Source organism: Streptomyces sp. 3214.6, from assembly GCF_900129855.1.
Taxonomy (GTDB): domain Bacteria; phylum Actinomycetota; class Actinomycetes; order Streptomycetales; family Streptomycetaceae; genus Streptomyces; species Streptomyces soliscabiei.
The window spans coordinates 8,534,164-8,550,288 of sequence record NZ_LT670819.1 but is presented as its reverse complement, the minus strand read 5'-3'; the positions used below and the strand labels follow the sequence as shown (position 1 = coordinate 8,550,288).

The 16,125-nt window shown below is 73.7% G+C and carries 10 protein-coding genes; 7 read left to right on the top strand and 3 right to left on the bottom strand.

Features of this window, described 5'->3' with window-relative positions; genetic code table 11:
• Genes B5557_RS38620 through B5557_RS38595 form a run of 6 tightly spaced genes read left to right on the top strand, consistent with a single transcriptional unit; the run spans position 1 to position 10,313 of the window.
• Positions 1-351 (top strand): hypothetical protein, encoded by a 351-nt coding sequence (locus B5557_RS38620; RefSeq protein WP_079663845.1) that lies wholly within the window; start codon positions 1-3, stop codon positions 349-351.
• 5 nt (positions 352-356) lie between these two features.
• On the top strand, positions 357-722 hold the full coding sequence (locus B5557_RS38615; protein ID WP_079663844.1) for a GPW/gp25 family protein: 366 nt from the start codon (positions 357-359) through the stop codon (positions 720-722).
• Positions 719-3,583, top strand: coding sequence for a putative baseplate assembly protein (locus B5557_RS38610; RefSeq protein ID WP_079663843.1), 2,865 nt, complete (start codon positions 719-721; stop codon positions 3,581-3,583). Before B5557_RS38615 ends, B5557_RS38610 begins: the two co-directional genes overlap by 4 nt.
• Entirely contained in the window at positions 3,580-6,792 is a 3,213-nt protein-coding gene (locus B5557_RS38605) for a putative baseplate assembly protein (RefSeq protein WP_079663842.1), read from the top strand. The genes B5557_RS38610 and B5557_RS38605 overlap by 4 nt, the downstream gene beginning before the upstream one ends.
• A complete protein-coding gene (locus tag B5557_RS38600; protein WP_079663841.1) occupies positions 6,789-8,921 on the top strand; it encodes a hypothetical protein in 2,133 nt (710 codons plus the stop codon). Before B5557_RS38605 ends, B5557_RS38600 begins: the two co-directional genes overlap by 4 nt.
• Before the next feature lie 48 nt (positions 8,922-8,969).
• A complete protein-coding gene (locus tag B5557_RS38595) occupies positions 8,970-10,313 on the top strand; it encodes a DUF6519 domain-containing protein (protein ID WP_079663840.1) in 1,344 nt (447 codons plus the stop codon).
• A 28-nt stretch (positions 10,314-10,341) separates the two neighbouring features.
• On the opposite strand, the gene B5557_RS38590 is transcribed toward B5557_RS38595, so the two are convergent.
• Genes B5557_RS38590 through B5557_RS38580 form a run of 3 tightly spaced genes read right to left on the bottom strand, consistent with a single transcriptional unit; the run spans position 10,342 to position 13,803 of the window.
• Positions 10,342-11,073, bottom strand: coding sequence for a hypothetical protein (locus B5557_RS38590; protein WP_079663839.1), 732 nt, complete (start codon positions 11,071-11,073; stop codon positions 10,342-10,344).
• A gap of 50 nt (positions 11,074-11,123) precedes the next feature.
• A complete protein-coding gene (locus tag B5557_RS38585) occupies positions 11,124-11,720 on the bottom strand; it encodes a TetR/AcrR family transcriptional regulator (RefSeq protein ID WP_079663838.1) in 597 nt (198 codons plus the stop codon).
• A gap of 22 nt (positions 11,721-11,742) precedes the next feature.
• Positions 11,743-13,803: a galactose-binding domain-containing protein gene (locus B5557_RS38580; RefSeq protein WP_079663837.1), complete on the bottom strand. Its 2,061-nt coding sequence runs from the start codon at positions 13,801-13,803 to the stop codon at positions 11,743-11,745.
• Between the two features lie 278 nt (positions 13,804-14,081).
• On the opposite strand from B5557_RS38580, the gene B5557_RS38575 reads away from it, so the two are divergent.
• Positions 14,082-16,121, top strand: coding sequence for a flavin monoamine oxidase family protein (locus B5557_RS38575; protein ID WP_079663836.1), 2,040 nt, complete (start codon positions 14,082-14,084; stop codon positions 16,119-16,121).
• Positions 16,122-16,125 lie beyond the last annotated feature (4 nt).

Genomic DNA, 16,125 nt, shown 5'->3' with positions numbered 1-16,125 from the left:
ATGCCCGGACTGCTGCTCCACTACGGCGCGCTGATGATGTGCGCCCACCCGCCCGGCCTCGTGACCGTCCCCGCGCCGGTCCAGCAGCGTGTCCTGGTGGGGCCGCAGCCCGTGCTGACCAGCGCCGACCAGTTCCTGGTGGCCGGGTGCAGCTTCCCCGCCGTCACCGTGGGGGCGCCGCCGTGCGTGAGCATCACCTGGCTGCAGCCCTCCACCCGGGTGTTCGTGAACGGGCTGCCCGTCCTGCTGCAGCCGACGCCGGTCGGGGTCGCCCCGGCGATCGGCGTGGGCACACCGCCGCCCAATCCGCCGACGGTCCTGGCCATGCAGTTCCGGGTGCAGGGGATGTGAGCGCGATGGACATCGACTTCCCCTACCGGGTCGATGCCCGGGGCCGCACGGCGCGTGTCGAGCACGCCGGTCATGTCCGGGACATGGTGGAGCTGGTCCTCTTCACCTGTCCCGGGGAACGGGTGAACCGGCCCGACTTCGGCTGCAACCTCCTCGACCTGGTCTTCGCCGGGAACAGTCCCGAGCTCGCCGCGACCCTGGAGATGACCGCCCAGGCGGCCCTGCAGCGCTGGCTGGGCGATGTGCTCACGGTGGAGTCCGTCACGGTGACGCCGCAGGAGGCGACGCTGCGGGTGCATGTGGCGTACGTCCTGACGGCGACGGGCGAGAGCCTCACCGCCACGGTCACGGGCGGGGGAATCCCCTCATGACGGTGCTGAGCGGGTCGTACGAGGGCCTGAGCGCGGACGGGCCGGCCGGTATCCGGGAGGTGCGTGCGGAGCCTGATCGGCGCACGCTGACCGTCACCTTCGTCGGGGTGCTCCCGCCGGGCGTGGATCGCACCCGGTTCGTCATCGAGGGCGGACGGCGGGTCGTCGGCATCCGCGTCCTGCGGGCCCGCCGCGACTCCGGGCCGGAGCGCGAGGACGGCGGGGAGAGTCGGCTGCGGCTGACCCTGGACCGGCCGGGCGACGACTCCACGTACCGGCTGCGGGTGCTGGGGCGGGGCTTCCACGGCGGCCACGATCACGCGGACTTCACCTTCCACCCGACCGCCGGCCACCCCCCGCGCCCCACCCCGAGGGCCGCTGAGCCGGCCGGGCCGCCCGTCGGCCCCGCCCCGGCGATCGACTACCTGGCCAAGGACTACGCCAGTTTCCGCCGGCTGCTCCTGGAGCGGCTCTCGCTCACCCTGCCGCAGTGGACCGAACGGCACACCCCCGACCTCTGGATCACTTTGGTGGAGCTGCTGGCCCATGTCGGGGACCGGCTCAGCTACCAGCAGGACGCCGTGGCCACCGAGGCGTACCTGGACACCGCGCGGCTGCGCACCTCGGTGCGGCGCCATGCGCGGCTGGTCGGCTACCCGATGCACGACGGCTGCGCGGCCCGCACCGTCGTCTGCGTGGAGACGGCCACGGAACTGACCGTGGACACCCACGATCTGGCGTTCACGGCGCAGTCCGAGGACGAGTACCCGCAGCGGGCGGACCGGCCGCGCAGCCCGGTGATCTCGCAGGAGGCCCTCGTCTCGTCCCGGTATCCGGCCTACCAGCCGCTGGAGCGGCGCCGGATCCGGCTGCTTCCCGCCCACAACGGCGTACAGCTGTGGGCCTGGGGGAAGGACGAGTTCGCGCTGCCCGTCGGGACCACCCGGGCCGCCCTCCTCGACGGCGACGGCAGACACCGGGTGCTGGAGCTGAGGAGCGGCGACCTGCTCGTCCTGGAGGAGACGCGGGGCCCCGGCGACAGCGCGCCCGACCCCGCTCACCGGCAGGCCGTGCGGCTCACCCGCGCGGTGCGGGACGTCGACGCGAACACCGGCAGGGCGGTCGTGAAGATCGCCTGGGCCGCCGAGGACGCCCTCGCCTTCCCGCTGTGCGTGCGCAACCCGGACGAGCCCGGCGGGCGTCCGGGCGCCACCGTCGTGGCCCGCGGCAACGCCCTGCTCGTCGAGCACGGTCTCGGCATCGACTGGCTCCCCTGCGACGAGGCCGGGAACATGGGCTCCGACCACGCCGGTGGCAACACCGGTGACAAGGCCGGTGAGATCGTCCAGGTGCCCGGGGCGGCGGCCGCGGCGGGGGGTGGCTCGCCGGTCCGGTCACGGCCGGTGACGCTGCGCGGCGGGCCCGTCACCTGGTCCCCGCCGTACCCCCTCCCGGCCGATCTGGCCGCGGCGCAGGCACGGCGGCTGGGGAGCTTCGCGACCCGGGCACGGGAGGGGCTGCGGGATCTGCACCACGGGGTGTCCGAACTCCACCCGGAGAACCGTGAGCTGCTGACCGCCCTGTTCGGGGCGTCGTTCCTCGACGACTTCGCCGGGCTCTCCGACGACGCCGACCGCCGCGGCACGGCCGCCCGTTTCCTCTCCCTGTTCGACGAGTTCTTCGAGCCCAGGCTGCGCCGCCTGGAGACGCTCGCGCTGCGCGCCCGGGCCGGGTACGTACTCGACGCGGCCGACGCGCGCTGGGAGCTCGCGCAGACCTGGGGCGAGCGGGCCGCGGCCGAGCTGGACCCGGCCGACCCGGCCCTGCACGGCCCGGCGAGCAGCGCCCTGCGCCCCGATCCCCGCGAGGCGCTGCCCGCGCTGTACCTCCAGGAGCATCCGGGGAACGGGCAGGTCTGGACCCCCCGCCGGGACCTGCTGTCGAGCGGCCCCCGTGACCGGCACCTGGTGGCCGAGACCGACGACGAGGGGGTCCTCGCCCTGCGCTTCGGCGACGACCGGTGCGGCCGGGCGCCGCGCCCGGGGGCCGTGATGTACGCCTTCTACCGGGTGGGCAACGGCCGGTCGGGCAACGCGGGCAGCGAGGCCGTCAACCGGATCGCGCACCGCGGGCCCGCGCTTCTGGAGGGTGTCACACGGGTGCGCAACCCGGTGCCGGTGACCGGCGGCACCGATCCGGAGCCCCTGGCCCAGGTGCGGCTGGCCGCCCCCCGCGCCCCCTTCCGCACGCTGCTGCGCGCGGTCACCGCCGAGGACTACGCGACCCTCGCCACGGGCCGTCCCGACGTGCAGCGCGCAGCCGCCTCGCTGCGCTGGAACGGCAGCTGGTACGAGGCCGAGGTGGCCCTCGACCCGGCCGGCGCCGCCGTGCCGTCGGCGGCGCTGCTGGAGGAGGTGCGGGCCTGGCTGCACCGCTACCGGCGCATCGGGCACGACGTCGTCACCCGGCCCGCGCTGCTGGTACCGCTCCAGGTGGGCCTGGACGTGCTCGTCGACCCGCACTACGTCACCGCCGATGTGCGCGAGGCGCTGCTGCGCCGTTTCCTGCCGGGCCGCCGGGGCGGGGGCGAGCCGGGCTTCTTCGACCCGGCGGAGCTGACCTTCGGCACCCCGGTGCGGTCCAGTGCCCTGGTCGCGCTGTGCATGGGCGTGCCCGGGGTGCGGCATGCGGAGGTCACCCGGCTGCGCCGGATCCACGGCCTCCACGGGGAGCGGGAGGGGCCGGACGTGCCGCCGTCCGGGGAACTGCGGATGCGTCCGCTGGAGGTTCCCCGGCTCGACGGCGACGTCGGCCGTCAGGAGAACGGGTGGCTGACCCTGCGGCTGCGAGGTGGACGATGACCGACTGCTCCGCCGGCCGACCGGGTCCGGCGCCGGTGTGGAACCGTCCCGGGCTGCCCGCGCTGTCCTACCGGGTGGGCGTCCACCGGCAGTTCCTCGACGCGATGCTGGCCCGGCTGCCCGTCACCGGCGAGGGCCCCGCGCCCCTGGAGGCGCTGACGACGCGGGAGCCGGACGACCCGTCGATCGCCCTGCTCGACGCGTGGGCCGTCGTCGCCGACGTGCTGACCTTCTATCAGGAGCGGATCGCCGACGAGGGGTTCCTGCGCACCGCGGCGGAGCACGAGTCGCTGGTACGGCTCGGGCGGCTGGTCGGACACCGGCCGCGCCCGGCGCTCGCGGCCGCCGCCCATCTCGCCTACACGCTGGATCCGGGCGCGTCGTGTGTCGTGCCGACCGGGTCGCAGGTCAAGAGCGAGCCCGAGCCCGGCGCGCTTCCGGTGGTCTTCGAGACCGCCGAGGACCTCACCGCGCGGGCGGAGTGGAACCGGCTGCCGGTGCGCGCCACCTGGCCGCCCGCCCTCACGCCCGCCGTCGCGACCCGTGTCCCGTCCCTCGACGTCGACGGGGTCCAGGCCGCCCTGCGCCCCGGTGACCGGCTGCTGTTCGTCTACCCCGACGCCCGGCTGAACCTCACGCGGGTGGTGGAGGGCGCGGAACCCGATCCGGCGCGGGGGCGGACCACCGTGGTGCTGCGGGTGCCGGACCCGCCACGGCAGCTGGACCAGGCGGTGGACGCGCTGCGGGAGGACATGGAGGACGCGGCGCGCCGGGCGCGCGCCGAGGGCCCGTTCGAGGAGCTGCTGACGTTGCTGCGCGACGTGCGGCAGCGTGCGGAGGAGCTGCGTGACCCGGACACCTTCGCGGCCCGCCTCGACCGCAGGCTGCGGCGGCTGAAGGAACGTCTCGCCGGTGTCGGCGGCGACCTGGACGCCGACAAGCTGGCCGAGCGGGCCGCCGCACGGCTGGAGACCGTCCAGGACGCCGTGCGCCGTCTGAAGGACGCGCCGGAGCGGGCTGCGGCGGCGGGGGGCCGGGCGCTGCTGCGGGACCTCGCCGACCCGGCGGGGCGGGTGCAGCATGCGGTGGACCCGCTGCTGGACGCGCTGGGCCGAGGTGCGGGCGGGGGTGCGGGGCGGGGTGCGCCGCCGCGCCGGACACCGCCCGCGGTCGCCGACGTCCTGGGCGCCGGATCCGACGCGTTGCCCCGCCTGCTCGCGGAGCACCGGCCCGACGTCGGCGCGTCCTTCTACCAGGCGCTGTCCACGGTCGCGCCCCCGGTCACCGCGCCGGGCGTGTACCGCTTCCGGGTGACGGCCGCGCCGCTGGGCGCCTCGATCCCGGACGACGCCCGCGTCCAGCGGCTGTTGCGGGGGGCGACGCCGCCGCGGGCGGAGGGCGGCGGCCCGCTGCCGCACGACGTCCTGCTCCTGGACGCGGTGCACGAGGAGATCCAGCCGGGCAGCTGGATCGCGGTGCGGGTGGCGGGCCGGTCGCGCACCCGGGTCATCCGGGTCGTCGAGGTCGGCCAGTTGTCCGTCGCCAACGACGTGGACGCCGTACGGGTGACGCGGCTGGCGCTGGCCGAGCCGTGGACCGAGGACTGCGAGGACATGACCGTGCGACGGGCCACCACGGTGTGGGCGGCGGGCGAGCCGCTCGTCCTGGCCGCCCCGCCCGATCCCACGGACGTGTCGGGCCATGCCATCGCCCTGGACGGCATGTTCGAGGGGCTGACCGCCGGCAGGCCGATCGTCGTCTCGGGGCAGCGCACGGACGTGGTGCCCGACGGCGGGCCGGGGGTGGCGGGCGCGGAGCTCGCCGTCCTGGCGGGCGTACGCCATGCCTTCGACGGGACCTCGTTCGACGACCGGGTCCGCACGACGCTGCTGCTGACCTCGCCGCTCGCGCACCGCTACCGGCGCGACAGCGTCCTCGTGCACGGCAACGTCGTCACGGCGACCGCGGGCGAGACCGTCACCGAGGTGCTCGGCAGCGGCGACGCCGGCCGGGCGGGGCAGGTGTTCTCGCTGCGGCGCGGCCCGCTGGTGTGGCTGCCGTCGGTGAACGCCGACGGCGGTGAGGAGGACCTCACCGTCCGGGTCGACGACGTGGCGTGGCGGCGGACCGCGGACCTGGGCGAGGAGGGGCCGGCCGACCAGGTGTTCCGGCTGCGCGCGGGCGCCGACGGCAGGGCGGCGGTGGAGTTCGGCGACGGCCGGCACGGCGCGCGTCCGCCGACCGGGACGGAGAACGTCACCGCCCGCTACCGCGTCGGCGGCGGCCGTGCGGGCAATGTCGCCGCCGGGCGGATCAACCAGCTGGTGAGCAGGCCGTTCGGGGTCAGCGCGGTCACCAACCCGCTGCCGGCGACGGGCGGGGCGGACGCCGACGGCCGGGCGCGGATGCGGCAGGCGATCCCGTTGCGGCTGGCCGCGTTCGACCGTCTGGTGTCGACGGTCGACTACCAGTCCTTCGCCCGTGCCTTCGCGGGGGTGGGTCAGGCGGTGGCCCACCGCTGCGTGGACGACGGCCGGCCGGTCGTGCACGTCACCGTCGTCGCCGCGGACGACGCCCCGCTGGACGCCTCCTCCCCGCTGCTGGGCGCGTTGCGCTCGGCGCTGCGCCGGTACGGCGACCCGGCGCTGCCGGTGCGGGTGGAGCCCTGTGAACGGGTCCGGCTGGTGGTGGTGCTCGGCGTCCGTACGGCCGCCGGTCATCTCCCGGAGAAGGTCGAGCAGCGGGTGCGTGAGGCGCTGGTCGCCCGGTTGGGCTCCGGCGGGGCGTTTCTGGGCCATCCGGTGTACGACAGCGCGGTCGTGGCGACCGCGCAGGCGGTGCCCGGCGTGGACTTCGTGGACCTGGACGCCTTCGGAGGGTTTCCGGAGGGCTCCGACCCGGCGGACGTCGTCCGGTTCGCGCGGCACCCCACGGTCGCCGCCTTCGTCCCGGCCCTGCCGGCCGGTCCGCGCGCGGTGCGCGAGCGCTCGCAGTCCGGCGCCGGCGCGGGCGCAGGCGCGGGAGGCACGCCGGTGGACCCGGGCGACGTCGTCGACGCGGCGCAGGCCCCCACGGTCCTGCTCCCCCGTGGGAGCTCCCCGGCCGCGCCCGCTCCTACGGCCCCGCCGCGGCTGGTGCTGCGCCCCGCCCAACTGGTGCTGCTGGACCCGGCCGTGCCCGGCTCCTTGATCCTGCGGAGGATTCCATGACCCCGGACGAGCTGTACGCGCTGCTGCCGGCCGTGGTGCGCGGACGCGACGCGGAGCAGGGCGGCCCGCTGCGGGCGCTGCTGACGATCGTCGCCGAACAGGTGACGGTCGTCCAGGAGGACATCGAGCGCCTGTACGACAACTGGTTCATCGAGACCTGCGAGGACTGGGTGACGCCCTACCTCGGTGACCTCGTCGGCTACGAGATCCTGCCCCAGATCGCGGCCGCCCTGTCCGACGACACCCTCCGGGCGAGCGGCCTGCCGGCCGCCGCCGTGGCCCGCCGGGACGTCGCCGACACCGTCGTCAATCGGCGCCGCAAGGGCACCCTGGCGCTGCTGGAGGACCTCGCGTCGGCGGTGGCCGGGTGGCCCGCCCGGGTGGTGGAGTACCGGCGGCTGCTCTGCGTCACCCAGCCCGTGCGCCGCTACACCGCCGACGGCGCCGACGCGGACCGCAGACTGGCGCGGGGCGCCCTGGTCGACGTACGGGACGCGGGGGCGCTGGACCGGCTGGGCGGGCCGTTCGACACCCTGGCCCGCACCGTGGAGGTGCCGCGCGCGGGCTCGGCCCGCCGGGCCGGCCGGTACGGCGTCCAGTCCGTCGGCCTGCACCTGTGGCGGCTGCGCACATACGCGGTGACCCGGGCTCCCGCGTACTGTCTGGACCGCGAGCGGGCCTGCTACACGTTCAACGTGCTCGCCGTCGACACGCCGCTGTTCACCGCGCCGGTGCCCGAGCCGTCGAGCTTCCACATCGCGGACGAGTCGAACGTCCCGGAGCCCATCGGCCGCAGGGCACTGACGGACCGGCTGTACGACTACTACGGGCCGGGCAAGAGCCTGTGCGTGTGGACCGGACCCGACGAGCGGGGGGACGTGGTGGGTCTGGACCGGATCGTCGTCGCGGACCTCTCCCACTGGCGCCATCGCCCCGCCGGCGAGGAGGTCGCCGTCGACCCGGTCCTCGGCCGGCTGATGCTCCCGCCGGGCACCGCCCCCGCGCACGGCGTACGGGTGACGTACCACCACGCGTTCTCCGGAGACCTCGGCGGCGGCGAGTACCCCCGCCCCGAGCCCGCGACCAACGGCGCCGAGGACCGCTACCGGGTGGGTCCTGACGAGGCCCACCACAGCATCGCCGACGCGATCGGCCGCTGGCGGGCGGAGAAGCGGGCGCACGAGCTCAAGGCGGAGGCGATCGTGGAGATCACCGCCAACGAGGTGTACGAGGACCTGACCGACATCCGCCTCGACCCGGGGGACCGGCTCACCGTGCGCGCCGCGGACGGCGTCCGCCCGGTCGTCCGGCTGACCGGGCGGCACGGCGAAGGCCGCGCGCTGACGGTCAGCGGCGGCCCGGCCGGGTCCCGCGGCGAGGCGACGTCGCTCGTCCTCGACGGGCTGCTGGTGACCGGCGGTGGGGTGCGGGTGCGGGGCGGAGTGGGCCGCCTCGTCGTCCGGCACTGCACGTTCGTGCCGGGCTGGGAACTGGAGTCCCGGGGCACGCCCCTGGCGCCCGGGGCGCCGAGTCTGGACATCGCCGCCGACTGCCCGGTCCGCACCGAGATCCGCCACAGCGTCCTCGGCCCGGTGACGGTGGCCGCCCACGACGGCGCACGGGAGCCGCGCCGGATGGAGGTGTACGACAGCGTGCTGGACGCGACGCTCAGCGAGGCGACGGCGCTCGGCGACCCCGACGGCGGCCCCGCCGACGTCCTCCTCACCGCCCGCCGCAGCACCGTCGTCGGCGCCGTGCGCGCCCGGGCCGTGGACCTGCTGGAGAACTGCCTGCTGTCCGGCGAGGTTCGGATCGAACGGCGCGACCAGGGCTCCGTACGGTTCTGCTGGCTGCCGTCCAGGGCCAGGTGGACGCCGCCGCGCTTCCACTGCGAACCCGACCACTCCGGTGCCCGGGAACTGCGCTTCGCCGGCACCCGGTACGGCTCCCCCGACTATGTCCGGCTCGCCGACGACTGCGCCGAGGCGATCCGCCGCGGGGGCGACAACGGCTCGGAACCCGGCGCGCTGCACCACCTGTTCCAGCCGCAGCGGGAGGACAATCTCCGCACCCGGCTGGCCGAGTACACCCCGGCCGGATGCGACCCGGCGCTGTTCTTCGTCACATGAGCGACCGCCCCGACACCGTCCGCCCCCGGCCCAGGCAGGAAGCACTCCATGCACGGCGACTTCTCCCGCGTCATCTTCGATCCCGCCCGGCGGTTCTCGGCCGTGCTGTCCCAGCAGGGCCGGGTCCAGCTCGACGCCGACATCAACGAGCAGACGGCGATCCTCCTGCACTATCTGCGCACACTGGCCACCGACCTCATGGGTCCCGCCGCGTACCCGCCCGACCACGACGGCCTCGGCGGCTTCGGCGTCGACGCCTTCGACGGCGACACCTTCACCGTGGCCCCGGGCCGCATGTACGTCAACGGCATCCTGTGCGAGTGCGACGGCACCGACTACTGGGAGCAGCCCGACGGCCACCTCGACCCCGACAACGACCGGCTGCCGTCCGGTCCCTTCCTCGTGTACCTGCGGGTGTGGGAGCGCCTGGTCACCGCGTGGGAGGCGCCCTGGATCCGTGAGGTGGCGCTCGGGCCGGCCGGGCCGGACACGACCGCGCGCAGCCGGGTGGTCTGGCAGGTGTGTGTGCTCCCGGTGGAGGGCGACTCGCCGGTGCCCGACCCGCGCAGCGCCTCGCACTTCCTCCGGGACCGGGTCCGCGGCGCCTTCGAGCCGCGCGGCCTGCTCTCCGCGGCGACCGGGCAGCCCGAGGAGGACGACTCCTCGCTCGGCGGCCCGTCGGCGTCCTCCGGGTACCGGGGGCCCGAGAACCAGCTGTACCGGGTGGAGGTGCACCGGGGCGGCAGCGAGGGCTGGGCGACGTACAAGTGGTCGCGGGAGAACGGCTCGGTGGTCCTGCCGGTCCTGTCCGTCGACGGGAACTCGGTCGAGCTGGAGACCCTGGGCCGGGACGACAAGCTGGGCGTGGACACGGGCGACGTGGTGGAGCTCCTCGACGACGCCGCGGTGTGCCGCGGGGCGTCGGACCGGTACGACGAGGACTGCGGCCTGTTGTACACGGTCACGAAGGTCGACCACGCCGGGCTCCGGGTGGAGCTGGACCAGCCCGCGACCGTGGGTCCGGCGCCGCGGCGCCGCCCGTTCCTGCGCCGCTGGGACCACGGCACGCGCGGGCGGGACGACGGACCGGCGGCCGACGAGATGGGCCTGCCCGTCCGGGAGGGGAGATGGCTGCCGCTGGAGGACGGGGTCCAGGTCCGGTTCCACCCCGGTGAGGGAGAGCCCCGCAACTACCGCCGCGGCGACTACTGGCTCATCCCGGCCCGGGTGCTGACGGGCGACGTCGAATGGCCGCGCAGCCGCCAGGGGCAGCCGCTGCGGCGCCGTCCCCACGGAGTCCCGTACCACTACGCCCCGCTCGCGTATGTCGAGCCCCGGGGCGGCGACTTCCGGGTGGTGGACCTCCGGGTGCCCTTGTCGCACCGACGGTAGGGGTCCCGCGGCCGGTGGGGCGGCGCGGTCAGCGCCCGGTGACCGCGAAGATGAAGACCAGCCAGGCGACGAAGAGCAGGATGACCACGGCGATCACGAGCGCGGGGGTGCTGCGGGCCGAGACCTCGGCGCCCGTGGTCAGGTTGCGCAGCTGTTTGACCCGCAGCGTGCCGTTTCTGGCCCGGCCCGTCGCCCGCACCCAGTCCCCGTCGTTGACGGCGCCCTCGAACAGGTCGCCGCGCATCTCCACGGGCACCAGCCCGATCGCACGGCCCTCTCGATTGTGCATCTCCAGACGGAAGTTGCACACGACCGTCGTGCCGACGTCACCGTCGCTGCCGCTGACCTCGGTGCGCATCCGCACCGTGCGCGCCACGCCGTAGACGGTGCCGCTGCCCTCCAGGGTGCCGGCCGGGACGGGGCGGTGCTCGGTCTCGTGCCGCGGTCGCTCGTACCGCGTTCTCCCGTGCCGGGTTTCCCCGAGCCACGTTTCCCCGTGCCGTGTCTCCTCGTACAGGGTGTTCTCGCGCGGGACGGAGGTCGTGGGCCGGTGCACCTCCTCCGTGCGGAGGTGGATGCGCCGCCGCCAGGGGCGTCGGGGCCGCGGACGGTCGTCCTCCGCGTAGGCCGGGAGCCAGGCGCCGCAGCGGCGGCAGCGCTGTGCGTCGGGCGGCGCCTCGGCACCGCACCTCTCGCACATCCAGGCGCCGTCCACGGTGGTGTCCTCCTGCGAGAAGACCGTCACAACGACCTTCGCCACTTCCATCCTGACGCCGATCCCACGCCCGCGCCACCTGCGCGTTCCTGGTTTCAGCAGGCCCTGACCAGGCCTGCGATGTGCGCGGTGACCGTGTCGAGGATGCCGTTCCAGGCGGCCGCGTCACCGAGCACCAGATAGTTGAGGGTCAGGCCGTCGGTCATGGCGGCCAGATAGCGGGCCAGGACGGGCACGGGGACAGCGAGCCGGAGGTCCATGCTCCGGCACAGCTCCTCGATCAGCTCGGCGTACGCCTCCTCGTACGACTCGTACTGCCGGCGCGCCAGCTGCTCGAACCCGGGCTGGCGCAGGGCGTACTGGGTGAGTTCGTAGGTCAGCATGTGCTCGTCGGGGTGGGCCCGGACGTGGTCCCAGTACGCCTGGAAGCCGGCCCGGACCGTTTCCTCCAGGGTGCTTCTGGGCCGGATCGCCTCCTTCACGACGCTCACCGAGTGGTCGGTGAGCGTCGTGATGACGGACTCGACGAGGGCCTGCTTGGAGTCGAAGCAGTAGTGGAAGACGCTCAGGGACACGCCGGCCTCGGCGGCGATGGACCGGGTGGTCGTCCTCGGGACGCCGTCCCGGGCCATCGCTCTGATCGCCGCTTCGGTCAGCTGTCTGCGCCGCTCGGCCGACGGCATGCGTGCCATGGGTGTCCCCGCCCTTCGTGCCTCAGGCGCTGTGGACGCCCACTTCGTACAGCGAGTATCCCCAGTCGGTGCCCCGGTCCAGGCCGTGGACCCGGACGTAGCGGGCCGGGGTGCCGGTGAACCCGGCCGTGTCCAGGCCGCCGTCGCCCGAGGTGGTGGACCAGGCGGTCGTCCAGTTCGTGCCGTCCGTGGAGAGTTCGATGCGGTACGACCTGCCGTAGGCGCGCTCCCAGTCGAGGGTGACGCGGGAGACCAGGTTGGTGGAGCCCAGGTCGATCTGCCACCACTGGTCGTCGCTCCAGTCACTGGCCCAGCGGCTGTCCTCGTCGCCGTCCACGGCCCGGCCGGGCTGGTAGCTGGTGAACGGGTTGGACTCGGAGGAACTGGCCGTGGCCGTCCGGCCCTTGGCGAGATCGACCGAGGCCTGGTGCTGCTCGGTCGAGCCCCAGGTGTCGAGGTAGGACTCGGCGCCCCGGAAGAGGTCGTTCACCACGTCCTGGCCGCCGACGCGCCGGATGTCCTCGATCCAGTCCGGGATCATGCCGACCTGGGCGCCGCCGTCGGTGTTGAAGTCGAAGGTGCGCTGCCCGACGGTCTGCTTGTCGATGACGGAGCCGCCGTCGACGCTCTTGAAGGGGTACGTCACCTTGTTCGCGGCGTCCGCGCCGCGCGGGGCGGGGTGGTCGCCGACGCCGTTGAAGTCGGTGCCGAAGCCGTAGCCGACCTTGTACTTGTCGCGCAGCGCGTCCGTGCGCTTGGCCTCGGCGGCGAACGCCTGCGAGCCGTGCATGTACTGGGCGACGAAACCGCCCAGCGAGTAGACCCGCTCGGTCCAGTTGAGGTCCATCCAGCTGTGCGAGGACAGGACGCCGGGGTAGGAAGCGGCCTCGAAGATGTCGAGCGCCTGGCCGGTGGCCTTGACGCTCATGTGGTCGATCTCCAGCATCATTTTGCGCTTCATCATGCCGCGCACCGCGTATTCGCCGAGCGAGGTGAGCCCCCGGGTGTTGCACTGCGCGGTCGCGTCGTAGGAGGGGACCTCCGTGCCCGCCGGCAGGTCCGACTCCGCCGCGGAGGCCGCGGTGCCGATGGGGTTGTCGTGCTGCGGCCCGGTGCACTTCTCGGTCTGCCAGAACGTGCCGGTCGACAGGAACTGCCCGACGTTGATGGCCGTTCCGAGGCCGCCCTCGTCGAAGCGGACGCCGCACAGCGCGTTGTCGAACTTGTGGCACAGGAACATGCTGCGCACGCCCAGCCTGTACAGCTCGTCCAGGCCCTTGTCGATGTCGGACCTGCTGCACTGCGCGATGTCCAGGATCTGCTTGCAGCCGAACGGCTCGGAGGTCTCGACGCCCAGGACGACGGCGAGCTTGCCCTGCTTGATGACCTCACGCGCCTGCGCGCTGTCGAGGACGATCCGGAACCAGCCCTTTCCGGTACCGCCGTACTGCTTGTCGATGTAGGACTGAAGGTCGTAGGCGAGCTTCGCCTGCAGCCTGATCGAGGTCATCTCGTCGCAGCTGCGGTCCTTGAACGGGTAGACGGAGCAGATCACGCCGTTGGTGACGAGGTCGTTGACGAGCACCCGCTGTCCGCCGCGCCAGGCTCGCTCGACCCACGCGTAGTAGTTGGCCTGGTGGGTCATCGAGTCGTAGGCGGGCCAGTCCTTGAAGGTCGGCCAGCCGACCGGGTCGTGCTTGCCGTCGCCGCCGTGGGTGATGTAGTCGAAGATCGCGAGCGTGCCGTCGGGGTAGTGCTCGGGGCAGTCCTTGAGGGCGTCGGCGACGCCCGCCTCGGAGAACACCTTGCCGCAGATCAGCCGCCCGCCGAAGGCCTCGTTGGAGAACAGGTGGTTGTGCGCGTCGACGAACCCGCGCACCTGCCCGGCGGAGTCGGTCCCGGTGAACGGCTCGCCCGTGACGTTGATCCCGGAGTCGGGGGCCGGCCTGGCCGTCGGCGTCCACCAGTCCGCGCCTGCCGCCGAACTCGGTGTGGGACCGAGGACCGTGGCGAGCACGAGGAGGAGCAGGGAAACGACGGTGACGTCTCGGCGTCTGCGGTACGGGCGTCCGGTCAGGGTCACAGCCCACGTCCCTCGGTCGACGGAAGGCGCGGTCGACGAAGGCGTTCTGACTGCCCATGAGATTGTCATGACCGGCGCAAGATGGTGGGACGAGGATCGCGACCGACTCCGTTCCGAGTCAATAGTCCGGGACGCTTGACCTGATAAGTGCGGGCGCCCGGCGTAAACCCCCTGAGCCCGCCTGCCGGTTGCACAGCGGAAGTCGATGCGCTTACACGTTCAGGTGACGATCCCCCGGAGCGGCCCGCCGCCCTCGATCCGGCCCGTATCCAGGGCATATGGACACTTCGCATGCATCTGTAGACCCCGCCTCCGCAGACCCCGCAGACCCCGCCCACTCCTCGTCCCCGGACTCCGGCTCGCTCTCCCGTCGGCGGTTCACGGCGGCCACGGCCACGACCGCCGCAGCGCTGACCGTCGCGACCCCGGCCACGGCCCTTCCCCTACAGCCCGCCCGTCCGCCGAAATCCACCGCCGACTGGGCGACCTGCCTGGCGGTCGCCCGAGCACTCCTGGTGGTCGACGAGGACGACCGGCCGCTCGTGCCGCGCTACAAGAAGGTCCTCGACGGCGGCCTGCCACGGGCGAGGACGAAGACGGCCAAGAAGGTGCTCGTGATCGGCGCCGGGCCCGCCGGACTGGTGTCCGCCTGGCTGCTGAAGCGCGCCGGGCACCACGTCACCCTCGTGGAGGCCAACGGCAACCGGGTCGGCGGCCGCATCAAGACGTTCCGCACCGGCGGACACGAGCACGCGGCACAGGCGTTCGCCGACGCGGCACAGTACGCGGAGGCCGGCGCCATGCGGCTGCCGGGCAGCCATCCGCTGGTGATGGGCCTGATCGACCAACTGGGCGTCAAGAAGCGCCGGTTCCATCTCGTGGACGTCGACGCGGACGGCAAGCCCGTCAACAACGCCTGGCTGCACGTCAACGGCATCCGGATGCGCCGCTCCGAGTACGCGAGGTCCCCGCGCAGGATCAACCGGTCCTTCGGTGTGCCGCGCAGGTTCTGGGACACCCCTTCCGGGACCGTCCTGCGCGAGGCGCTGGACCCCGTGCGCGACGAGTTCAGCACCGTCGGCCCCGACGGCAAGCGGGTCGACAAGCCGCTGCCGGAGCGGGTGCGCGGGTGGGCGCGGGTGGTGCAGCGGTTCGGGGACTGGTCGATGTACCGGTTCCTGACCGAGCAGGCGGGCCTCGACGAACGGACCATCGACCTGGTCGGCACGCTGGAGAACCTCACCTCGCGACTGCCGCTGTCGTTCATCCACAGCTTCATCAGCGCGTCGCTGATCAGCCCGGACACCGAGTTCTGGGAGCTGGTCGGCGGCACGGCCACCCTCCCGGACGCGCTGCTGAAGGAGGTCGCGGACGTGCTGCGGCTCGACCGGCGCGCCACGCACATCGAGTACTGGGCGCCGGACCGGCAGGGCAACGACAACACCTCGCACGTGCACGCCGACGGGCCGCACGTGTGGATCGACACCGTCTCCGAGGGGCGCGGCAGCCCGGTGGTGCGCGAGGAGTTCACCGCCGACGTCGCGATCGTCACGGTGCCGTTCTCGGGGCTGCGGCAGGTGCAGGTCAGCCCGCTGATGTCGTACAAGAAGCGGCGGGCCGTCGCGGAGCTGCACTACGACAGCGCGACCAAGGTGCTGCTGGAGTTCAGCCGCCGCTGGTGGGAGTTCACCGAGGACGACTGGAAGCGTGAACTGCACGCCGTACGGCCGGGGTTGTACGAGGAGTACCGGTCGGGGAAGGCGCCGGCCGACGGGAGTCTGCTGGGCGTGCACCCCTCGGTGCCGTCCGGCCACATCACGCCGGGGCAGCGGGTGCACTACGCCGCGAACCGGTGGGCCACCCGCGATCAGCCCGAGGCGGCGCACATCGTGGGAGGCGTCTCGGTCTCCGACAACTCCAACCGGTTCATGATCAACCCGTCGCATCCGGTCGCCGGCAGCGAGGGCGGTGTCGTCCTCGCCTCCTACAGCTGGGCCGACGACGCCTCCCGCTGGGACTCCCTGGACGACGACGCGCGCTACCCGCACGCACTGCGCGGACTGCAGCAGGTCTACGGCCAGCGCGTCGAGGTGTTCTACACGGGCGCGGGCCGCACCCAGAGCTGGCTGCGCGACCCGTACGCCTACGGGGAGGCGTCCGTGCTGCTCCCCGGCCAGCACACGGAGCTGCTGACGGCCATCCGCACGGTCGAGGGCCCGTTGCACTTCGCGGGCGACCACACCTCGGTCAAGCCGTCGTGGATCGAGGGCGCGCTGGAGTCGGGGGTGCGGGCCGCACTGGAGGCGCATCTGGCCTGAGGGC